The sequence below is a fragment of the Negativicoccus succinicivorans genome, from assembly GCF_014207605.1.
Lineage (GTDB): Bacteria > Bacillota > Negativicutes > Veillonellales > Negativicoccaceae > Negativicoccus > Negativicoccus succinicivorans.
On record NZ_JACHHI010000005.1, the window covers coordinates 73,424 to 93,806 of the forward strand.

The following is a 20,383-nucleotide window of genomic DNA, read 5'->3' on the forward strand; positions in this document are numbered from 1 at the left end:
GAGTCTCAACTATGATCTCCACCTCCCTTGCGCATAGAAAATCAATTGATTTTCTATATATTATTTGGTTTTTTATGTTCGTTTCTTACAGATTGCCTTTATTTATTGTAGATTTTTTTAATAATACTGTCAAGTAACGCGCCGTCTTATAAATATCTCCGGCATGGGCAAAAAGCTTTTTAATGCGGATGTTTTGCGCGCCGCTAAAAGCAACGACAGGAGTAGCAAAAAAATAATTTTCATAAATACGTTTACAAAAAATGACTCCCGCAAAAGGAGTCATTTTTTATGATGTTTTTTCTGCTTCATATGAAAAACCGATTCCATTCATCGTCACCACTCCGTCTCGAAGTAGGAGCGGCGCTTGTCTTACTGTGACAACATCAATCGTATTTCGAACGCTCGGAGAGCAATAAATCCCGTGCATCGAGTTCTTCCAAAACCGCATAAAACGTGCTTTGTCCGTAACCGCGATTGGCAAGGTAGGAGCCGACTTTCCGACGCAATACCGAACCGTTTTTGGTTAATTTCGCAAGCACAAGAGCAAGGGCCCGTTCCTTTTCTTCCTCTGCGCTCAGCCGCTCCGGCATCTCCAACCCGCGCTCTTTCATTTTGTAGGCGATATAGCTGTTGCCGTAGACGCCTTCCTCCACAAAGCGACGATACACACGGTTTGCCAGTGCTTCGTCATCAATGAAGCGGTTGTCCTGCAAACGCTTCATCGCGGCGTCTTTTTCTTCGTCCGTATACCCTTTTGCCGTGAGTTTGCGACGAATCTCCAGCGCGGAATAACTTCGTTTTGAAAGATATGTCAGTGCCTGATCATAGGCGCGATCTTCATTCGTCATTCGCTTCCGTCAGCTCGCCCTCTTCGAAAAGTTCAGGTTCGGCCAACAGCGTATCGCGAATCAATTTATCGATTTCCTGCGCAATCGCCGGATTTTGTTTCAGATATTCTTTGACATTTTCCTTACCCTGGCCCATACGTTCGCCGTTGTAGGAATACCACGAGCCGCTCTTTTGGATAATGTCCATGTTCACGCCGATATCAATTAACGTGCCCTCATGCGAAATACCGGAGCCGTACATCATGTCGAATTCCGCTAAACGGAACGGCGGCGCCACTTTATTTTTAACAATCTTCGCGCGAGTTCGGTTACCGATCACATCGGTCCCCTGTTTAATCGTTTCGCCTTTACGAATATCAATGCGAATGGTCGCGTAGAACTTCAGCGCACGACCGCCGGTGGTCGTTTCGGGGTTGCCGAACATGATACCGACTTTTTCACGCAACTGGTTGATGAAGATAACGATCGTCTTGGATTTGCTGATGATGCCGGTCAATTTGCGCAGCGCCTGGCTCATCAGACGAGCCTGCAAACCGACGTGCGAATCGCCCATTTCTCCTTCAATTTCCGCTTTCGGAACCAGCGCCGCCACCGAGTCGATAACGATAATATCAATCGCGCCGCTGCGCACCAGCATCTCGCAAATTTCCAGTGCCTGTTCACCGGTATCCGGCTGCGAAATCAAAAGATTCTGTGTGTCGACACCGAGATGGCGCGCGTAAATCGGATCCAGCGCGTGTTCCGCATCGATAAAAGCGGCGATACCGCCCTGTTTTTGCGCCTGTGCGATCGCATGCAAGGCGATCGTTGTTTTACCGGACGATTCCGGACCGTAGATTTCAATGACACGTCCGCGCGGAAAACCGCCGATGCCCAACGCCAAATCCAACGCCAGTGAGCCCGAAGAAACAACTTCCAAATTCATGTTGGAGCCGACATCTCCCAAACGCATGACGGCGCCCGCACCGAAATCCCGCTCGATCTGTTTCATCGCGCGTTCCAGTGCTTTTACTTTACCTTCATTCAGGCTATTATTTTCCATCAATCGTATCCTCCTTCGAATGTGTCTGTAACCATGTTGTCAATTGTTCCAGTGCGAATCGGACAGCGCTTGCGCGCACTTCCTCACGCGTACCGCTAAACACGCAGCGGTGTACCTTATAATCCGTTTTGCTGCCACAGGCGATATACACCGTGCCGCAAGGTTCGCTCACCGTGCCGCCGCCCGGCCCCGCATATCCTGTCGTGGCTAAGCCTATATCGGCCGCGGCGCTGCCCAAAATTCCCATGAGCATTTCCTGCGCTGTTTTTTCGGAAACGGCGGTATACCGCGCGAGTGTTTCGGCGCGCACACCGAGCCACGCTTCTTTACGACGCTCCTGATACGCAACTATCGCGCCCTCGAAGTAAGCGGAACTGCCCGCCCGATCCGTCAGCGCGGCCGCGAGCATACCGCCGGTGCAAGACTCTGCAGTCGCTATGCGTAAACCGCTTTGCAGCAATGCTTCATGCAGCGCTTTCGGCATCAAAGACCGCATCAGTAGGCCGGTCCGATCGACTCCGCTACGACATCGTAAGCGTAGCCTGCCATAATTTTTACGGGTACGAAATCACCCGGCAGTAAATCCGGTTCATTTTCCAAATACACTTTACCGTCCACATCCGGCGCCTGGCTGATCAAACGTCCTTCCGCCGGGGTCCCCGCCGTCGCCGCCGTTTCAATCAGGGCGACCGTTTCCTGACCGACGCTTTCACGATTAAGCTGTTCGGAAATCGCCGCTTGCATGGACATCAGAATATCGTAACGTTGGCGTTTGATTTCGTCGGGCACCTGCTCCGGCATACGCGCCGCCGGCGTGCCGTTTTCCTGCGAATAGGGAAATACACCCACGCGATCAAAACGGATTTTTTTCACGAGTTCGCAAAGTTCTTTAAAATCGGCTTCCGTTTCACCGGGAAAACCGACGATAAACGTCGTACGCAAGGTAATCGGAACGGCCTGCGCGCGCACTTTTTCAAGCAAACTGATAATATCCGCTTTGCGGTCACGACGATTCATGCGCTGCAAAATGCGATCGCTGATGTGTTGCAACGGAATGTCGATATATTTGCAGATTTTAGGATTCGTAACGATTTCCTGTAAGAGTTCATCCGTAAAATATTTCGGGTATAAATATAAAAGTCGCACCCATTCAATTCCCTCAATCGCCGTCAATTCCCGCAATAATGCGGCAAGAGTCGTCGGATTTTCCAAGTCGCGACCGTAGCTTGTGGTATCCTGCGCGATGACATTAATTTCACGGACACCCTCCTGCGCCATTTTTCGTACTTCACTGACGATAGATGCTACACTGCGACTGCGAAAACGTCCGCGCACGTAGGGAATCAGGCAAAACGCGCAGCCGTTGCTGCAGCCCTCCGCCACCTTGACATACGCACTGTAATGCGGAGTGGTACGTTCGCGCGGCAAAGCGGCCAAATCCGGCAGCGGCGCCCGATCGAAGTAGGCGACATGCGACTTGCCTTCACGTTCAAAACGCTCCACCGCTTCCACAATGCGTTCCCATGATTCCGTGCCCAGCAAAATATCAATTTCCGGAATCTCGCGAAACAACTCTTCCTGAAATTGCTGGCTCAAACAGCCGGTGACAACCAGCAGCCGTGCACGGCCGGTTTTTTTATATTGCGCCGCCTGCAAAATTTCCTGAACGGACTCTTCCTTAGCCGCTTCGATAAACGTGCAGGTATTGACGACGATGACATCCGCCTGCGCCGGATCCTCCGTCAATTGCCATTGCGCCTTTTGCAACAACCCCATCATCATTTCGGCATCGACTAAATTTTTTGAACAGCCCAGGCTGATCACTGCGACTTGTTTCATTCAACTTCCTTTCCTGCGAATCGTACTTCCTTCAACCAGGCCGCCAATAACGCTTTGCGTCCGGTCGGCGTATAGGCTTTATGGAGTGGCCAAAGTTGCAAATCCCGATTTTCGGAATCCACTACCTGCGAATTCGGAAATCCGGTATAGTAAAAATAATAATGCTTGCGATGCAAAGGCGTAAACGCGTGCCCTTCCATCACCCAATTCAGTAAGGCGCCGACTTCCTGCGCCCGCGGTGTCGATTTAGGAATCCCGACGCCGTATAAGTAGTACGCTGTACCGTCCTGCGGATAAATCATGGTCAACGGCAAACCCTGCACCATAAATTCGCGTGCGGTAGACGCATCGGCAATGGCCACGTCACTTTTTTGCATCGCCAGCACGCGTACCGGTGTCGACAAATATTTCGAATACTGTACTACATGTCGATGAATAAAATCCAGTTTGCGGAATGCTTCGGCATGTCCGTATTGTTCTACCATCGAGTATAAAAGCTCTGCGGAGAGATCCGCCGCTACGAAATCGGTCATCGTAATGCGAACATCATTATGCGCTGTCAAATCCTGCCACGAATGCAACGGTTTTGACGTGGAGTGATAGTAATCATTGGTCACGACAAACACGATCGGAATATACCATGTGCCGGTCCACAGTCCGTTTTCATCTTTAAATTGTTGCGCGACGAGATCGGTTTGTTCCGATGTGTATGGCTGCAGCAGATCAAAGCGAGCGAGCTCTTGCAGTGTAGCCTGACTCGCCCAGACAAGATCCGGTGCAGGCGTATTTCCCGGCGATTTCAGATGGGTTATAATCTGCTCCCCGGTCAAAGGTACCAAGGTAAGTTCCACCTGCTGTTCATTGCGATAGACTTCCGCCAAGGTTTGGATAATATCCGGCGGCATATCGGAATATACCACCAGCTTCTCCCTGACGGGGACAGCCCCTTCTTCTGACGCATCCTGTGGGGGCAAGTGCGCCGTCGCCACAAGCCATAACACGGCAACGACCAACAGCCCTACCGGCAACCATTTCCGCATGTTTTCACCTCGGGTTTATTATACCATAGCCGCCCGCTATGAATTTGCCCAAAATTGTCGCAAATAAAAAACACATCGGCTTATCAGCCGATGTGTTTTTTATTCTTCATCTTCCGTTTCGAACATATCGTCGTACAATTTTTGGACCGCTTCAAATTCATCTTCTTCCGGCGATACATATTCGATCTCGCCATCTGCAGTCGTATACATACGAGCTAAAATCAGATCCGGCTCTTCGTCTTCCGGTGCATCATCGTCCGGGATGGACACCAGCACGGCAAATTGCTTGCCGCTGTACGGAATAATAATATCCTGTGCATAGTACTGCTCTTCGCCGTTCGGACCTTCCACTTCCACGATGACTACTTCTTCATCATTCTGCAGTTCCTGTTCCGCTTGCATTTCCGGTTGCTTTTCCATTGTCTACCCCTTCTTTCTGCGCGATGGCATTCAAATATCCTTGTAATATAAGCACTGCGGCCAATTGGTCAACAACAGTGCGTCGTTTATCGCGACGCACGTTACCCGCCAAAAGACTCCTCTGGGCAGCGACTGTCGTAAGTCGTTCATCCCAAAAAACAATTTCGGTATCGGGAAGCAGACGTTGTAAACGCGCCGCAAATTTTTGCGTTTTTTCCGCTCGTTCACCGATCGTTCCGTTCATGTTTTTCGGTAAACCGACCACAATCTTCGCTGCATCATAATGGTGCGCCCATTCGGCCATGCGTTCCAGATCGGCGTTGCGGGAAACATGCTCCCACGTTTCCACCGCCTGCGCCGTCAGTCCGAGCGGATCGCTCACGGCAATGCCCGTGCGCTTTGTCCCGACATCCAGCCCTAAAATCCGTTTCATTGGCGGTCTTGGGCTACGTACAACGTAATCAAGTCTTCTAAAATGCGGTCACGTTCAAACCCGCGAATCAAATTACGCGCATTTCGGTGACTGGTAATATAAGTCGGATCGCCGGACAGCAGGTATCCTGCCAGCTGCACGACCGGATCGTGACCTTTTTCACGCATCGCCGCAATGACCTCACGAAGCATTAAGGATACTTCCGAATCCCCTTTTTTTATAGGAGCATAAAATTTGGTTTCATCATTCACTGCCACGATAATCCTCCCCTCACGCCAAGGCTTGCAGCATCACTGCCACGCCGGCCTCAATTGCTTCACCAAGCTTAGCCGGATCTTTGCCGCCCGCCTGCGCCATATCCGGACGACCGCCACCGCCGCCGCCGGCTATTTTGGCCGCCGCTTTGACCGCATTCCCCGCATGAATGCCGCGAGCCACTGCGGTCGCGTCCGCCATAGCCACTAAATTTACTTTTTCACCAATTTGCGCACCCAATACAAGCGCCTGAATATCATTACGTGCTTTGAGCATATCGCCCAAGGCACGTAATTCCTGTACGTCCGCCACTTCCACAACGCCGCTGGCAATCCGCAGACCGTCTTGCGTAACTGCATTTTTCACCAGATCACCGACCTGGTCTTTGGCCTGCGCCTGATGCAATGAAGAAAGCTCTTGCGCCAACTCTTTCTTTTCCGCCAGCAATTTTTCCAATTTTTCCAGCAATTCCTGCGGACGTGCTTTTAAAAGCTCCGCCGCCTGCGCCAGATCATTCGTATCCTGTTGCGCCAACCGATATGCGGCATGACCGGTCACGGCCTCGATGCGACGAATACCGGAACCGATACCGCTTTCCGAAAGGATTCGGAAAGAACCGATTTCACCGGTGTTGCGGACATGACTGCCGCCGCATAATTCGATGCTGACCTCCGGTACTTCGACCACACGAACGATGTTTCCGTATTTTTCGCCGAAGAGTGCGATGGCGCCCAATGCTTTGGCTTCTTCGATCGGCAGTTCGCGAATATTCGTAGCAATGCCGGCCAAAATGCGTTCATTGACTTCCGCTTCGACCGCTTTCAATTCATCAGAGGAAAGCGGTTCGGGATGCGTAAAATCAAAACGTAAACGTTCCGGCATCACGACCGAACCCGCCTGCGTGACATGATCGCCCAGCACATGGCGCAACGCCGCTTGCAAAAGGTGCGTTGCGGTATGGTTGCGCGCCATATCATGACGACGTTCCGTATCGACGGCGAGCGTCACTTCCGCGCCGCGTTCGATCGTTCCTTCGGTGACATCACCTAAGAGATAAATCGTGCCGTCCGGGTTTTTCTTCGTATCGGTAATCTCTACTTTGCCCGTAGCGCTTTGCAGTTCGCCGATATCACCCAGCTGACCACCGCCTTCGGCATGGAACGGATTCGTGGCCAAAATAATGAGTACCGACTCGCCGTCGGAAGCCGATTCGATTTCGACACCATCGCGACCGAGCATCAAAATCTCACTGGCCGTCGCCGTTTCATCGGCCGTCTTACCGGCCCCCGCCAAGCGGGTAGTATCCGGTGTCGCGACCTTCGCGGACACTTTCGCACGCGCCTGACGCGCGCGTTCGCGTTGCGTTTTCATTGCCGTTTTAAAGCCGTCAATGTCGATCGCAAGTCCTGCTTCGGCGGCAATTTCTTCGGTCAGTTCCCAAGGGAACCCATATGTATCATACAATTGGAAAACATCTTCGCCGCTGAGCGATGTTTTTTGTTGCTCTTTTGCGGCATCTATTTTCTCCTGCAACAGCAAGCTGCCCTGGTCCAGCGTTTTTTGGAAACGGGCTTCTTCGCTGGCTGCAATCTTTTTAATATAAGCGCGCTTTTCAAACAGATCCGGCAAGCCCTGTCCCAACAAATCAATGACTAAGTCCACCAACTCGGCCATAAACGGTTGGTTAATACCGAGCAATTTACCCTGCCGTACCGCCCGTCGTAAGATTCGACGCAATACATAGCCGCGACCTTCATTGGACGGCAGTACGCCATCGCCGATCAGCGCCGTCACCGCCCGCGAATGATCGGCAATAACTTTAAGCGCAACGTCGGTCTCCGCCGAGGTATTGTATTTCGTCCCCGCCAGCGCCGCCGCGCGTTCAATAAGCGGGAAAATCAAATCTGTTTCAAAGTTGTTGCGCTTTTTCTGTAAAACGGCCGCCAGTCGTTCCAGGCCTGCGCCGGTATCGATATTTTTCTTGGCGAGCGGTTCGTATTGACCGTCTTTCGTCCGATTGTACTGCGTGAATACGAGGTTCCAAATTTCCAGAAACCGATCGCCGTCACTGCCCATTGCATTTTCGGGACCGGTACCGAACGATTCACCCTGATCGTAAAAAATTTCGCTGCAGGGACCGCACGGCCCTTCGCCGATTTCCCAGAAGTTATCTTCCAACTTATAGATGCGCTCATCCGGCAAACCTACCGTTTCATGCCAAAGCGCATAGGCTTCCTTGTCTTCCGGGTGGATTGTCACGTACAGACGCTCGGGATCCAGCTGCAGTTCTTCCGTGAGAAACTGCCAAGCCCATTGAATGGCATCCTGCTTAAAATAATCGCCGAATGAAAAGTTCCCCAACATTTCAAAAAATGTATGGTGACGCGCGGTTCTGCCGACATTCTCCAAATCGCCCGTACGCATACATTTTTGACAGGTTACCACGCGATGGCGCGGCGGTTCTACTTTCCCCGTGAAAAAAGGTTTTAACGGTGCCATACCGGCCCCGATCAAAAGCAAACTCGGATCATCTTTCGGAATCAACGGAAAGCTGGGCAGATGCAAATGCCCGCGTTCTTCAAAAAAGCGTAAATAACGCTCACGAATTTCATTACCTTTCATGCTTTATATGTTCCCCCCAGCACTGTTCGATGTGTGCTTATTATACCATGCGCCCCCGTTGCTAACAATGCAATGCCGGTTACTCGCCGCCATAAACTCCGGGACGGCGATCGGCAAAAACGCTCATTCGGGCGCGTGTTTGCTCGACCAGGTCGCTGTTGTATTCGCCATACAAAATCGCTTCATTTTGGTCGCCTTTTACCACGTTTTCGCCCATCGGATCAATCAGGGCGGAGTGCCCGGCGAAGATATTATTTTTAAAGGTGCCGACCACATTCACCGCGCAAATATACATCTGGTTCTCGATGGCGCGCGCCTGAATCAAATTTTCCCACGCGACCAGCCGCGACGTCGGCCATTCCGCCGGCACAAAGACGAGTGTCGCGCCATCCAGAGCCAGTTTGCGATACAGTTCCGGAAAACGTAAATCGTAGCAGATGGATAAACCGCAATGAATGTCCGCGAGCTTCGCCGAAACGATTCGATTTCCCGCCGCAAAGTTATCCGGTTCGGAAAGCAAGCTGAAAAGATGAATTTTATCGTACTGCGCCACCGCGCCGTCCGGCCCGAAACAATGCGTGCGATTGTACACTTTTTCATTTTCTTTCGTCGGCAAGCTGCCCGTTACAATCCACTTTTTCTGCTCACGGGCAAATGCCTCCAACCGTTGCAGCAATTCATCGCCTTCGTGCGTTACCTGCTGATCCAAACGGCTCAAATTGTAGCCCGTTGTCCACATTTCCGGCAACACGATAATATCGGCCTTTGCCGCCGCTTCTCTAATGCGGGCAAAGGCATTCGCTATATTGGTTGCTTTATCTCCCGCTTCGACATGCAGCTGAATTAATGCCAGCGTACGCTTCATGCGATCACTCCATTCATGGTTTTATTATACCGCATTCCCGTGAAGTTTCGTTTACGCTCCGTGTCGGGTATGTAAAAACGGTGCTAAGACGGCGGTCAATGCGTACAGCGCCAATCCCGTTAAGACAATGGTCCCACCAGGCGCAAGGTCCCAGCTGTACGAGCCCCAAAGTCCGCACAGCACCATCGTAAACGAGTAAGCGACCGCAATCGCCGTGGTCTTCTTAAATCCTCGCCGCCACAAATGCGCCGCCGCAACCGGTACAATCATGAGCGCACTCACCAGCAAAATACCGACAATCGACATGCCGATCACTACGACCGCCGCCACCAGCAAGGCGAAAAACATATTCATGCGTTCCAAACGAATCCCGCGCGTATGTGCGATATCCGGCTGAAAACTGGCCAGCAACAGCGGCGTATGAAATTTTCCAAGTAACAAAATGACAAGTAATGCAATGATCGCAATCGCCGCAATATTCGCCCAATTAACCGTTAAAATACTGCCGAAGAGAAAGCTCATCAAACTGGTATTCGGGATCCGCGCGAGCGAGCTGCACACGACTGCCAACGCCAAACCGCCGTAGAAAAACAACGCCAGCCCCATATCGCCGTATTGCAGATGCTTGCGGCGCACGATTTCAATACCGCCCGCCGCGGCGAGTGTCAAAACGACCGCGCCGATCGCGGGATTAATGCCTAGCAACGCGCTTCCCGTGACGCCGGCAAAGGCGATGTGTCCCAAACCGTCTCCCAAAAGCGACTGCCGCCGGATCACGACAAACATCCCGACTAAAGGACAGAGCAACGCGACAATAAGACCGGCCAAAAACGCGCGCTGCATAAATTCATAGCTGAGCATTTCCATCATCCGACCACCTCCGCCATGTGCAATCCGGTCGCATGGCTGGTGACAAATTGATGCGGCGGACCGTCATAACAAAGCGTACGGTCGATGCAAAGCACTCGGTCGGCATGCGGTAACGCGCGCGCGATATCATGCGTCACCATAATAATTGTTGTCTGCTGCTCCGCCTGAATATTGCTGAGCAGATCCAGCAACATATTTCCTGCCGTATAGTCGATCCCGCTGGTCGGCTCATCCAAAAGCAGCAATGCCGGCCGCGCGGCAATCGCCTGCGCCAGCATGACACGCTGCTGTTGACCTCCCGACAGATCACCGATACGTTTATGCGCCCATTCCGCCATCCCCACTTTAGTGAGTACTGCCTGACGTTGTTTGATCTGTTCGGCATGTGAAATCTCGGTTCCCCAAAAGCCGAGATCGACTACTTCGTTCACCGTCGCGGGAAATGATGCCGTATTTTGATTGTAATGCTGAGGCACGAAACCGATACCGCCGGCGCGTTGCCAAGCTTGCGGCGATTGGCCGGCAATCGTAATCGTTCCCTCGGCCGGCGTCAGGAGTCCCGCTAACAGCCGCAGCAGCGTTGTTTTCCCGGCGCCGTTCGGACCGACGATCAAAGTAAATCCGCCGTGCTCCACGGCAAAGTGTATATCGGTAAATACCGTCTCGTTGTCATACCGAAATGCCAGGTTTTGCGCTGTAATCCATGTGTTCATTATCTGATTGATCCTTCAAATGTTTATTTCATAAAAAAAGAGGCTTACGCCTCTTAAATTAACCGCCTTGCACCCACATAACAATCGTTCCAGTAGCCCTCCGACAAGCTGTCAATGACTACGCCGCGACTTGATGTGGAACTGATAAAACGATCGCCCCCCAAGTAAATACCCGAGTGCGATACACCGTCCGTATATGTCGAGAAAAAGACCAGATCACCCGGCTGCATTTGACTGCGACTCACGCTACGCCCCATGTGGTATTGTTCATCGGCCGACCGCGGCAATACCAGTCCGGCCGCTTTGGCAGCAAACTGAACAAATCCCGAGCAATCAAAACCGCTGGGAGTAGAACCTCCAAAAAGATACGGCACACCGATACATTCCTGCGCTACGGAGATCAGTCGCCGCACCAACATCGTCGAAAAATCGCCGCGGCTGGTAGGTATATCACGGCTCAACAACTCGCGGTAAGTAGCCGGGCCGACCAAGCCGTCCGCTTCCAAACCATGCGCCGCCTGAAATTCCCGAATCGCATCTTCCGTTGCCGGACCGTATACGCCGTCCGCGTCCAAATGATACCCTAGCGTTCCCAAACGATGTTGAATCGTCGAGATATCTTCGCCGATATCTCCCGGGTGATAGGTAGCCCCCACCGCCATCGGTACTACCAAAAACATCGCCATACAAGCCCAGTGTCGTATTCTCGTCATCATGCTCCCTTCCGCCTGCGAGGTTAGCTGCCGGGTTCGGCCAAGAGCTGACCGTCTTTTGCAAGATACACCCCGAAAACATTTGGTTCCCCCGCGCGCATATGCGCTTCGGCACACCCTTGTGTCCTGTCGTTAATGTCTCGTTTTCTGATTCACCGTACCGCGCAACCAATACAGAGGTCGATCCTTTACCTCCGCAAAAATGCGCCCGATATACTCACCGATAATTCCCAAAAAGATCAACTGCAAACCGCCGAAAAGCAACATCATCACAGCAAGCGTGGCCCAACCGGGAACCGCTTCCAGGAAATAATACTTAATCAACAGCACATAGATGATCAAAAGCAAGCTGCCGATGCCTGACAACACTCCCACATAGAGAGCCATACGCAGCGGCAACGTCGAATATGAAGTAATTCCGTCCAAGGCGAACCGCACCATCTTGCGCAACGAAAATTTACTTTCGCCGGCATAGCGCGCCGGTGCACGGAATGTAATTTGCGTTTGCCGATAGCCGATATCGCTTACCAGGCCGCGGATAAATCGCGCCTTTTCGCGAAAGAGCAATAAGCTGTCCGCCACTTTGCGATCAATCAGGCGAAAATCGGAACCGCCTTCGGTAATCTGCACTTGGGAAATAGAATTAATAAAACGATAGTAGAGTTTCGATGTCCATTTTTTGAACGCACCGACATTGGCGGTCGAAAGCCGTACCGTCTGTACCACTTCATAACCGTCATACCATTTATCCAGCAGGTCCGGTATCATCGTCGGCGGATGCTGCATGTCTCCATCCATGGTAACCACCGCATCGCCGCGGGCATGATCCAAACCGCAGGTAAGTGCGGTTTGATGTCCGAAATTGCGTGCCAAAATAAAAGCGGTCACGCGGGCATCCCGTTCCGCAAGTTCCGTTAAAATCAACGGTGTGCGATCACTTGAGCCGTCATCGACAAATAAGAACTCAAATGATTCATCACGATGCGCAACCACTTCGCATAACGCATCGTAAAAGTGCAATATATTGTCCTCTTCATTGAAAAAAGGAACAACGATTGAAATCAGCATTTCTACCACCAAACACTACTACTTCTTTATTTTACCATAGGCGAGAGGACCGCGCCACTGCGACAACTGCAACTGCGGATAGCTTTTTATTGAGCGCCGAACCGTTCCCTATTTACGCCCTTTATGCTCCCGAAAAGCTGCTACTTTTTGGAACGCTTTACGCGCTGCATCAAGCGTTTGGCGAATATCTTCATCCGTATGCGCAAGCGACATAAAGCCGCATTCGAATTGACTCGGCGCTAAATACACACCGGCCTCCAGCATAGCGAGGAAATAGACATTAAATTCATCCAAGTGCGAAGTCGCTACCGTATCGTAATCCGTGACTTCATGTTCATTGAAAAACACGGTGAACATCGAACCGATCCGATGTACTATGATCGGTACTCCCGCTTCTTGCGCCGCCGCTTCCAAGCCTTGGCACAACGTTTCCGTTTTCGCAGCCAATTCTGTAAAACGGTCCGCGGACAATTTATTCATTGTCGCCAGTCCCGCCGTTACCGCGAGCGGATTACCGGAAAGCGTCCCCGCCTGATATACCGGTCCTTGCGGCGCCAATTTTCCCATCACTTCGCGTTTACCGCCGAACGCACCGACCGGTAAACCGCCGCCGATTACTTTACCGAGGCAAATCAAATCCGGTGTAATGTCAAAACATTCACAGGCACCACCGGCCGCCGCGCGAAAACCGCTCATGACTTCATCGACAATCAAAAGCGCGCCGGCTTTCTGCGTCAATTCGCGCAAGAGCGGCAAATAACCAGGCTGCGGCAATACACAACCCATGTTACCCGCGACGCCTTCCACAATCACGGCGGCAATTTCATCGCCATATTGGGCAAAAAGTTCTTTGACCGCGTCCGGATTGTTATACGGAATCGTCAGCGTATCCGCTGCAATTTCCGAAGGAATCCCCGGGCTGTCGGGAACGCCCATTGTCGCCGCGCCGGACCCCGCTTTGACCAGGAGTCCGTCGCTGTGACCGTGGTAGCAGCCGACAAATTTCACAATCTTATCGCGCCCTGTATAGCCGCGCGCCAACCGTAACGCGCTCATCGTAGCTTCGGTCCCGGAGCTGACCAAACGAATCATTTCAATCGCCGGGAAAAAAGTCTGTACTTTTTGCGCAATTTCCGTTTCTAATTCCGTCGGCGCGCCGTAACTCGTGCCATATTGCGCCTGTTCACGAATCGCTGCGACAACGTCGGCATCGGCATGGCCGAGGATCAAAGGTCCCCAGCTGAGAACATAATCGATGTATTCATTGCCGTCGATATCAAAAATATGACTGCCTTTACCTTTGGCGATAAACGGCGGTGTCGTATCGACGTTACGAAACGAACGGACGGGACTGTTCACGCCGCCCGGCATAAATTTCTGCGCCGTAGCGAATGCTTCTAACGAACGCGTCCGACTCATCCTTCATACCCCTCTCGTATCCAGCGAGCCGCTTCCAATGCGTGGTACGTGATAATCAAATCCGCACCCGCGCGTTTCATCGACAGCAGCGTTTCCATAATAAGTCGCTTTTCATCGATCAAACCGGCGGCGCCGGCTGCTTTGACCATCGCATATTCGCCGCTGACGTTATACACGCAGATCGGCAAATGGGTAATTTCACGCGCCGCACGTACGACGTCAAGATACGCCAGCGCCGGTTTCACGATGATCGCGTCGGTGCCTTCCAACAAGTCCAGTTCAATTTCTTTCAAGGCTTCGCGCGCATTCGCCGGATCCATTTGATAGGTTTTGCGATCTCCGAACTGCGGCGCCGAATGTACAGCATCACGGAACGGACCATAGTAGGCGGACGCATATTTCGCCGCGTAACTCATAATCGCCACATCGCTGTAACCCGCTTCATCCAGCGCTTCGCGCAGCACCGCAATACGGCCGTCCATCATATCGCTCGGCGCGACCATATGCGCGCCGGCTTTCGCATGACTGACCGCCACTTTGGCAAGCAGCGGCAAGCTTTCGTCATTCATAATGCAACCGTTTTCCACATGGCCGCAGTGACCGCTTTCCGTGTATTGGCACAGACAGACATCGGTAATCACATACAGTTCCGGTACTTCCTTGCGGATCGCGCGAACCGCCTGTTGCACCGGTTCATTGTCATCCCACGCGGAATCGCCATCCGCCGCTTTATAGGTCGGAATGCCGAAAATTTCAACCGCGGGAATGCCGAGCTCAGCTGTTTCTTTGGCCATTTTGACCGCTTCATCTACGGAGAGATGATACTGGCCCGGCAGGCTTGCGATTTCTTCTTTTACGCCTTCCCCCGGAATGATAAACAACGGATAAATCAAATCATTGACAGATAATGCGTTTTCGCGCACCATGCGTCGAATATTGCGGTCGGCGCGCAAACGGCGCGGACGATCATACGGAGTAATCATACATTCGCTTCCTTTCGAAATACATCCAGTACAGCATCCACCATGGCATCCTGTGTGGCTTTGGCCGCCAGCCGATCCGGCTCCAAGCCCGCTTGTCGCAATGCGTCGGCGGTAATCTCGCCGATCGCAATCAGCGGAATGCCCGCAAGCTCCTTGCACGGATCTTCCAGCATCGCCAGTAAACCGGTCACGGTGGATGCACTGGTAAACGTAATCGCGGAAATTTTCCCGCTTTGCAGTTCATTTTGAAAAATATCTTTGCGCGAGGTCTCCGGTACGGTTTCATAAAACGGTACTACATCTACCACGGCGCCCGCTTTGCGCAGCGTCTCCGGCAACAATTCACGAGCCTGCACCGCCCGCGGCAAAAGCACGCGCTTGCCGGTCATTTCTTCGTCTTTAAGCGCGGCCAACAATCCTTCCGCCTGCGCCGTCTCCGGTACAATATCCGCCAGAATACCGTAACGCCGCAATTTTGCCGCCGTTTTCGAACCGACCGCCGCGATTTTCAGTGTCGCCAGGTCGCGACTGTCGCGACCGCATTCCGTGAGCACGGCAAAGAATCGTTCCACGGTATAGGGGCTGGTAAAAAGTAAATAATCATATGACGCGGCATTTTGCACCGCTTGCTTTTGCTCTGCCGTATTGTCCGTCGCCTGTCGACGAATCGCCGGAATATAAAGCGGTTGCGCGCCCAAACGCGCCAACTTCTCGCCCAACACCGACGCGACATCGGCCGCACGGGTGACAACGATACGTTTACCGAACAGCGGCTGATCTTCAAACCAGCGCAGTTTGTCACGCAACGCCACCACCTCGCCGATGACCAGCAGTCCCGGCGGTTTCAAACCAGCCGCTTCCACCGCCGCCGGCAATTCCGCCAATGTGGACACCACCGTTTCCTGTTCGGCTTTTGTACCCCAACGCACAACCGCGGCAGGAGTCGTCGCCGGTCGTCCGTGCGCGATCAATTCACCGACAATTTTGCGCAGTTTGCCCAGACCCATGACAAATGTCAATGTGTCTACGCCGGTCGCTAAATGCTCCCAGCGCATGGAGGCTTCCGGTTTTGTCGGATCTTCGTGCCCCGTAACTACCGCAAATGATGTCGCCACCGCGCGATGTGTCACGGGAATACCCGCATACGCCGGCGCGGCGATCGCGCTGGTGACACCCGGAACGATTTCAAAGGCCAGGTTATTTTCCCGTAACGCGAGCGCTTCTTCCCCACCGCGCCCGAAAACGAACGGATCACCGCCTTTTAAACGCGCTACCGTATGCCCCTGTGCTACCTTTTCAACGAGCAGCGCATTGATTTCCGACTGTTTCAGCGTGTGCTTTCCCGCCTGTTTACCGGCATAAATCAATTCCGCGTCGGGCCGCGTCAAAAACAGCAAGCTGTCATCGGCCAAGTAATCATAAATGACAACATCCGCTTTTTTTAAGCAGTCTTGCCCTTTGACCGTCAGTAAGCCGGGATCGCCCGGCCCTGCACCGATTAAATATCCAATTCCCGCCATCTCATTCCTCCAACATCGCGCGGACTTTCGTCCATAACTCACGTCCGCCGTTAGCCAAGATTTCTTCCGCAACGGCTTGTCCCAACGACGCGGCCGTGCCGCATTTTCCGGTTCGTACGGCTTCAATGACCGTGGCGCCGTCCAACGATAATAATCGTCCCTGTACTTGAATGGTATCGTTTTCATACACAGACGCAGCGCCGATCGGAACCTGACAGCCGCCTTCCAGCGCGGCTAAAATCGCGCGTTCCGCCGCCACGGCCGCTGCCGTTTCGGGATCATGAATGCCCGCGAGCAGCGCCAACAATTCTTCATCATCGGCGCGACATTCGATAGCCAATGCGCCTTGGCCGGCCGCCGGCAACCACTGAGGCGCTTGCAATACTTCCGTAATGCGATCTGCCAATCCCAGACGCTCTAAACCGGCGCGCGCTAAAATAACGCCCGCCAAATGTTCTGTTTCTATTTTCCCTAAACGTGTTTGCACATTGCCGCGAATCGATACCGGCACCAAATCCGGTCGCCAATGTAAAAGCTGCGCCGTCCGACGTAAACTGGACGTTCCTACCTGCGCACCGGTCGGTAAATCGCGCAACAGAGTGCCGTCGGCGGAGACAAACGCGTCCTCTACGGCGGCCCGTTGCGGAATCGCTCCGATCACAAGACCTTGCGGCAGTTTAGTCGGCATATCTTTCAAGCTGTGTACGGCAAAATCAATGCTGCCGTCCAAAAGTTTCGCCTCAAGGGCTTCCGTGAACGCTCCTTTACCGCCAAATGTATGTAAGGCCTGTTGCAGTTTACGATCCCCTTCCGTATTGACTTTGGTCGTCGTAAACGTTATCCCTTTGGCGGCAGGCAGCGCTTCTAAAAGCGTAATCACATGCCGGGTCTGCCACAGTGCCAGCGCGCTTTGGCGCGTACCTACTTTGCATTCATTTCGCATCGTCAGTTTCCTCCGGCCGCGCCTCCGCAGGTAATGGCAATTGGTATACATCCGCCAGGATTTGCCAATACATCTTCTCGTCCTCTGTCCCCGCCACCTCGCGGAAATGAATCATCGGATCGCGTAATAATTTGCGCACGAGCACTTTCGACATGCCCTCAATCACGCGACGTTCATCGTCTTGCACATCGGGCAACTTGGCAAACGCTCGATGCACAATACGCTTACGCACCATTTCAAAGCGGTCGGTCACGGCCGCCATCAACGGACGCATGGAAAAATAGCTGTATTTTTCCATTAATTCAGCCACCGCTTCTTCCAGCAAGGGGTACGCCGCTTCCGCTTCCTGGGCCCGCATTTCTTTATTTTCATCGACGACCTGTTCCAAATCATCCAGGTTATATAAAGTAACCCCTTCAATTTGAGAGACTTCCGGATCGATGTCACGCGGCACGGCAATATCGATCATCACCAGCGGTCGCCCCTGACGCTTATGCATCAACTCCACCGCCTGCTCGTAATCAATTAAATACGTATTCGCACCGGTCGACGTTAAGATGACATCCACACGTCCCGCCCAACGTAAGCGTTCTTCCAGCGGCACCGCGCGACCGTGATATTTTTTGGCGAGCACTTCCGCTTTATCCATACTGCGGTTGGCAATCAGCAGGGTTTGCAAGCCGTGGCCGATGAGGTGTTTCGCCATCAGTTCCGACATCGTTCCGGCGCCTAAAATCAGCGCCCGTCGTTCCCCAAGCGAACCGAAAATCTGTTGCGTGAGCTTGACGGCCGCATAGCTTACCGAAACGGGATTATCCGCAATGCTCGTTTGCGTGCGGATTTTTTTGCCAATGGCAAGCGCCCGTTGAAACAGCATATTGCTGATGGTACCGGTCGTTCCGACCCGCACCGCGGTCAAATAGGCCACCTTCACCTGCGAGAGAATCTGTCCTTCACCGATAACGAGCGAATCCATGCCGGCCGCGACGCGAAACAGATGGCGTACCGCATCTTCGCCCTTATAGTAATACGTATATTCTTGTGAAACCGCAGTACCGATTTTTGCAAACAGCTTCTGCATCGCTGCCAGCGGCGGAACATCATCGGCCACCACGGCATATAATTCCGTACGATTACAAGTCGCTAAAAGGACCGCTTCATCCAGCTCGGCCAGACCGTAAATCTCGGTCAACGCCTGATGGACTTGCGTAGCGTCCAGTGCGAATTGTTCACGTACTTCGATCGGCGCCGTTTTATGATTCAGCCCCAAGACGGCCAATTGCATGCAAAATCTCCCCTTTTATGATTTCTTTTTCCCCGCGGCGAATTCGTTCCAAGGTATCATCGGGCAAGTACATTCGCCAAAACGCTTGCCGTTCCGCAGATTGCGGCAACAGTTCCCTTACCTTTTGCCGTAATGGTGCAAGTTCTGCAGCAAACGCACCGATGTCCGCGTACTGTTTCTCCAAATCCCGCGTGAGCAGCGCGACCAATCGCGGCATCGCGCCCTGCGATGTCACCGTCCCGGTGAGGCTGCCGCTTTCCCAGTTGGCCGGCAGCATCAGATCCCCCTCTGCGGCATTGACCGCATCGTTAAGCCACGCTCCTTTGGTATGCGCCGCAGTTTTTACCAATGCGCTGACTTGCGCCCCTGCAGCGGAAATGACGATATCACCTTGTTGCACGTCGTCCGCCGCAAACGTCCGCGGATACCAGATGAGTTGACCGGCCTCATGCCAGTCCCGAATCATCGGTTCCGCTTTCGGCGCAATGACAATGACCGTCTGCGCTTTTCCCATTACTTTACGCAATTTACGGACCGCCACCGGTCCCGCACCCACGCAAACAACGCGGCGGTGTGCCACATCCAACACCGCCGCCACGCCGTTAGGTTTCATTATTGCGCCGCTGCCGCATCAAAACCGATATCGTCTACGGCGGCGCAAAGTGCTTCTACATCGGTTTTGGTTTCATCAAAATCAACGTCCGCGATGCCGGAAGCCAAGTCCACTTTAGCGTCATGTACGCCTTCGACATCGCGCAATGTTTTCGTTACCGATTGCACGCAATTTTCGCAACTCATCCCGGTCACTTTCAATTTTGTCTTCATGTCAAGTCTCCTCTCCATTGCCGAAAATCAAAGTCGAAGGATATCTTCTGTTCCCGACAAATTTGTAAAAAGTTTCTAATGATACGCGCCGTCAATCCCCAAATCGTAAAATCGCCATAGGTATAAAAATACACGTCGTACTTCTGACGACCGGTCCATCCGGGTACAACGCTTGTAACACGTTCATAAGGAAAGTTTTCTCCCGGGCGCACGCCGTCCTGCATTTCGACGCGCACGGGTTCGTGTTCCATCAGCCACTGCAACGGCGCCGTAAACACGGAATTCACTTCCGCCGGATTGCAAACGAATTTCGGGACATCTTCACGGAAGGCAAGATATGGCGCTACCATGCGCCCGTTCACCGTGTAAGCCAATGGCAACGCGCCAAGCAACTCCCAACTTTCCGAAGGCGTGCCGATTTCTTCCGCCATCTCGCGCAGCGCCGTCACACCGGGATGCGCATCATAGGCTTCAATTCTGCCGCCCGGAAAGGATACTTCATTGGGATGGGAGCGCAAATGAGGGTTTCGCAGTTCCAATACCAGTTGCCAGCCCTCGTCGGCAGGCATTAGCGGTACGGCAACGGCATATTGTAAGACGCTGCGCCAATCCGCATGACGCGGTAACGGATTCTTCACGGTTCGCCCCCCTCTATTTCTTTATTATAACATTACCCGCAA

22 protein-coding genes and 1 riboswitch are annotated in these 20,383 nt (G+C 52.8%); all 22 genes read right to left on the minus strand.

Annotation, left to right across the window (positions count from 1 at the left end; translation table 11 throughout):
* Nucleotides 1–383 precede the first annotated feature (383 nt).
* Nucleotides 384–848 carry a regulatory protein RecX gene (locus HNR45_RS05875; protein ID WP_159823249.1) on the minus strand — a complete coding sequence of 155 codons (465 nt, stop codon included), beginning with the start codon at nucleotides 846–848 and terminating at the stop codon, nucleotides 384–386.
* Entirely contained in the window at nucleotides 838–1,890 is a 1,053-nt protein-coding gene (gene recA, locus HNR45_RS05880) for a recombinase RecA (RefSeq protein WP_159823278.1), read from the minus strand. The genes HNR45_RS05875 and recA overlap by 11 nt, the downstream gene beginning before the upstream one ends.
* The gene (locus HNR45_RS05885; protein WP_159823250.1) at nucleotides 1,880–2,374 is read right to left on the minus strand and encodes a CinA family protein; all 495 of its coding nucleotides are present in this window, start codon (nucleotides 2,372–2,374) and stop codon (nucleotides 1,880–1,882) included. Before HNR45_RS05885 ends, recA begins: the two co-directional genes overlap by 11 nt.
* A gap of 11 nt (nucleotides 2,375–2,385) precedes the next feature.
* Complete coding sequence (gene rimO, locus HNR45_RS05890) at nucleotides 2,386–3,729, minus strand: 30S ribosomal protein S12 methylthiotransferase RimO (protein ID WP_159823251.1); 1,344 nt, start codon at nucleotides 3,727–3,729, stop codon at nucleotides 2,386–2,388.
* The gene (locus HNR45_RS05895) at nucleotides 3,726–4,769 is read right to left on the minus strand and encodes an ABC transporter substrate-binding protein (RefSeq protein ID WP_159823252.1); all 1,044 of its coding nucleotides are present in this window, start codon (nucleotides 4,767–4,769) and stop codon (nucleotides 3,726–3,728) included. The genes rimO and HNR45_RS05895 overlap by 4 nt, the downstream gene beginning before the upstream one ends.
* Before the next feature lie 99 nt (nucleotides 4,770–4,868).
* Nucleotides 4,869–5,189 (minus strand): DUF1292 domain-containing protein, encoded by a 321-nt coding sequence (locus tag HNR45_RS05900; protein ID WP_235020646.1) that lies wholly within the window; start codon nucleotides 5,187–5,189, stop codon nucleotides 4,869–4,871.
* Nucleotides 5,143–5,622 (minus strand): Holliday junction resolvase RuvX, encoded by a 480-nt coding sequence (ruvX, locus tag HNR45_RS05905; RefSeq protein WP_159823253.1) that lies wholly within the window; start codon nucleotides 5,620–5,622, stop codon nucleotides 5,143–5,145. The genes HNR45_RS05900 and ruvX overlap by 47 nt, the downstream gene beginning before the upstream one ends.
* Nucleotides 5,619–5,879: an IreB family regulatory phosphoprotein gene (locus tag HNR45_RS05910; RefSeq protein WP_024047931.1), complete on the minus strand. Its 261-nt coding sequence runs from the start codon at nucleotides 5,877–5,879 to the stop codon at nucleotides 5,619–5,621. Before HNR45_RS05910 ends, ruvX begins: the two co-directional genes overlap by 4 nt.
* A gap of 13 nt (nucleotides 5,880–5,892) precedes the next feature.
* Complete coding sequence (gene alaS, locus HNR45_RS05915) at nucleotides 5,893–8,499, minus strand: alanine--tRNA ligase (protein ID WP_159823254.1); 2,607 nt, start codon at nucleotides 8,497–8,499, stop codon at nucleotides 5,893–5,895.
* 79 nt (nucleotides 8,500–8,578) lie between these two features.
* Nucleotides 8,579–9,364 carry a carbon-nitrogen family hydrolase gene (locus tag HNR45_RS05920; RefSeq protein WP_159823255.1) on the minus strand — a complete coding sequence of 262 codons (786 nt, stop codon included), beginning with the start codon at nucleotides 9,362–9,364 and terminating at the stop codon, nucleotides 8,579–8,581.
* 51 nt (nucleotides 9,365–9,415) lie between these two features.
* Nucleotides 9,416–10,234 (minus strand): metal ABC transporter permease, encoded by an 819-nt coding sequence (locus HNR45_RS05925; RefSeq protein WP_235020647.1) that lies wholly within the window; start codon nucleotides 10,232–10,234, stop codon nucleotides 9,416–9,418.
* Nucleotides 10,231–10,947, minus strand: a complete 717-nt coding sequence (locus HNR45_RS05930; protein ID WP_024048111.1) for a metal ABC transporter ATP-binding protein — start codon at nucleotides 10,945–10,947, stop codon at nucleotides 10,231–10,233. The genes HNR45_RS05925 and HNR45_RS05930 overlap by 4 nt, the downstream gene beginning before the upstream one ends.
* Nucleotides 10,948–11,000: 53 nt before the next feature.
* Nucleotides 11,001–11,663 carry a C40 family peptidase gene (locus tag HNR45_RS07355; RefSeq protein ID WP_200841516.1) on the minus strand — a complete coding sequence of 221 codons (663 nt, stop codon included), beginning with the start codon at nucleotides 11,661–11,663 and terminating at the stop codon, nucleotides 11,001–11,003.
* A riboswitch (cyclic di-AMP (ydaO/yuaA leader) is annotated at nucleotides 11,660–11,784 on the minus strand. Its footprint overlaps the gene before it by 4 nt.
* A gap of 8 nt (nucleotides 11,785–11,792) precedes the next feature.
* Nucleotides 11,793–12,728 carry a glycosyltransferase family 2 protein gene (locus tag HNR45_RS05940; protein ID WP_159823256.1) on the minus strand — a complete coding sequence of 312 codons (936 nt, stop codon included), beginning with the start codon at nucleotides 12,726–12,728 and terminating at the stop codon, nucleotides 11,793–11,795.
* 108 nt (nucleotides 12,729–12,836) lie between these two features.
* On the minus strand, nucleotides 12,837–14,147 hold the full coding sequence (gene hemL / locus HNR45_RS05945) for a glutamate-1-semialdehyde 2,1-aminomutase (RefSeq protein WP_159823257.1): 1,311 nt from the start codon (nucleotides 14,145–14,147) through the stop codon (nucleotides 12,837–12,839).
* Complete coding sequence (gene hemB / locus HNR45_RS05950; protein WP_159823258.1) at nucleotides 14,144–15,130, minus strand: porphobilinogen synthase; 987 nt, start codon at nucleotides 15,128–15,130, stop codon at nucleotides 14,144–14,146. Before hemB ends, hemL begins: the two co-directional genes overlap by 4 nt.
* Nucleotides 15,127–16,650, minus strand: coding sequence for a uroporphyrinogen-III C-methyltransferase (gene cobA / locus HNR45_RS05955; protein ID WP_159823259.1), 1,524 nt, complete (start codon nucleotides 16,648–16,650; stop codon nucleotides 15,127–15,129). Before cobA ends, hemB begins: the two co-directional genes overlap by 4 nt.
* A gap of 1 nt (nucleotide 16,651) precedes the next feature.
* Nucleotides 16,652–17,593 carry a hydroxymethylbilane synthase gene (hemC, locus tag HNR45_RS05960; RefSeq protein ID WP_159823260.1) on the minus strand — a complete coding sequence of 314 codons (942 nt, stop codon included), beginning with the start codon at nucleotides 17,591–17,593 and terminating at the stop codon, nucleotides 16,652–16,654.
* Nucleotides 17,583–18,878: a glutamyl-tRNA reductase gene (hemA, locus tag HNR45_RS05965; RefSeq protein WP_159823261.1), complete on the minus strand. Its 1,296-nt coding sequence runs from the start codon at nucleotides 18,876–18,878 to the stop codon at nucleotides 17,583–17,585. The genes hemC and hemA overlap by 11 nt, the downstream gene beginning before the upstream one ends.
* Nucleotides 18,847–19,491, minus strand: a complete 645-nt coding sequence (locus tag HNR45_RS05970) for a precorrin-2 dehydrogenase/sirohydrochlorin ferrochelatase family protein (RefSeq protein WP_159823262.1) — start codon at nucleotides 19,489–19,491, stop codon at nucleotides 18,847–18,849. Before HNR45_RS05970 ends, hemA begins: the two co-directional genes overlap by 32 nt.
* A complete protein-coding gene (locus HNR45_RS05975) occupies nucleotides 19,491–19,703 on the minus strand; it encodes a heavy-metal-associated domain-containing protein (protein WP_159823263.1) in 213 nt (70 codons plus the stop codon). Before HNR45_RS05975 ends, HNR45_RS05970 begins: the two co-directional genes overlap by 1 nt.
* Nucleotides 19,700–20,341 carry an NUDIX hydrolase gene (locus HNR45_RS05980; protein ID WP_159823264.1) on the minus strand — a complete coding sequence of 214 codons (642 nt, stop codon included), beginning with the start codon at nucleotides 20,339–20,341 and terminating at the stop codon, nucleotides 19,700–19,702. Before HNR45_RS05980 ends, HNR45_RS05975 begins: the two co-directional genes overlap by 4 nt.
* Between the last annotated feature and the right edge of the window lie 42 nt (nucleotides 20,342–20,383).

Coding starts and splice junctions, on each gene's coding strand:
- HNR45_RS07355 (WP_200841516.1), bottom strand. CDS start 11,663: ATGATGACGAGAATACGACACTGGGCTTGTATGGCGATGTTTTTGGTA.
- hemB (WP_159823258.1), bottom strand. CDS start 15,130: ATGATTACTCCGTATGATCGTCCGCGCCGTTTGCGCGCCGACCGCAAT.
- HNR45_RS05940 (WP_159823256.1), bottom strand. CDS start 12,728: ATGCTGATTTCAATCGTTGTTCCTTTTTTCAATGAAGAGGACAATATA.
- hemC (WP_159823260.1), bottom strand. CDS start 17,593: ATGCGAAATGAATGCAAAGTAGGTACGCGCCAAAGCGCGCTGGCACTG.
- HNR45_RS05970 (WP_159823262.1), bottom strand. CDS start 19,491: ATGAAACCTAACGGCGTGGCGGCGGTGTTGGATGTGGCACACCGCCGC.
- HNR45_RS05925 (WP_235020647.1), bottom strand. CDS start 10,234: ATGATGGAAATGCTCAGCTATGAATTTATGCAGCGCGCGTTTTTGGCC.
- cobA (WP_159823259.1), bottom strand. CDS start 16,650: ATGGCGGGAATTGGATATTTAATCGGTGCAGGGCCGGGCGATCCCGGC.
- HNR45_RS05975 (WP_159823263.1), bottom strand. CDS start 19,703: ATGAAGACAAAATTGAAAGTGACCGGGATGAGTTGCGAAAATTGCGTG.
- hemL (WP_159823257.1), bottom strand. CDS start 14,147: ATGAGTCGGACGCGTTCGTTAGAAGCATTCGCTACGGCGCAGAAATTT.
- HNR45_RS05930 (WP_024048111.1), bottom strand. CDS start 10,947: ATGAACACATGGATTACAGCGCAAAACCTGGCATTTCGGTATGACAAC.
- hemA (WP_159823261.1), bottom strand. CDS start 18,878: ATGCAATTGGCCGTCTTGGGGCTGAATCATAAAACGGCGCCGATCGAA.
- rimO (WP_159823251.1), bottom strand. CDS start 3,729: ATGAAACAAGTCGCAGTGATCAGCCTGGGCTGTTCAAAAAATTTAGTC.
- alaS (WP_159823254.1), bottom strand. CDS start 8,499: ATGAAAGGTAATGAAATTCGTGAGCGTTATTTACGCTTTTTTGAAGAA.
- recA (WP_159823278.1), bottom strand. CDS start 1,890: ATGGAAAATAATAGCCTGAATGAAGGTAAAGTAAAAGCACTGGAACGC.
- HNR45_RS05885 (WP_159823250.1), bottom strand. CDS start 2,374: ATGCCGAAAGCGCTGCATGAAGCATTGCTGCAAAGCGGTTTACGCATA.
- HNR45_RS05895 (WP_159823252.1), bottom strand. CDS start 4,769: ATGCGGAAATGGTTGCCGGTAGGGCTGTTGGTCGTTGCCGTGTTATGG.
- HNR45_RS05920 (WP_159823255.1), bottom strand. CDS start 9,364: ATGAAGCGTACGCTGGCATTAATTCAGCTGCATGTCGAAGCGGGAGAT.
- HNR45_RS05900 (WP_235020646.1), bottom strand. CDS start 5,189: ATGGAAAAGCAACCGGAAATGCAAGCGGAACAGGAACTGCAGAATGAT.
- ruvX (WP_159823253.1), bottom strand. CDS start 5,622: ATGAAACGGATTTTAGGGCTGGATGTCGGGACAAAGCGCACGGGCATT.
- HNR45_RS05875 (WP_159823249.1), bottom strand. CDS start 848: ATGACGAATGAAGATCGCGCCTATGATCAGGCACTGACATATCTTTCA.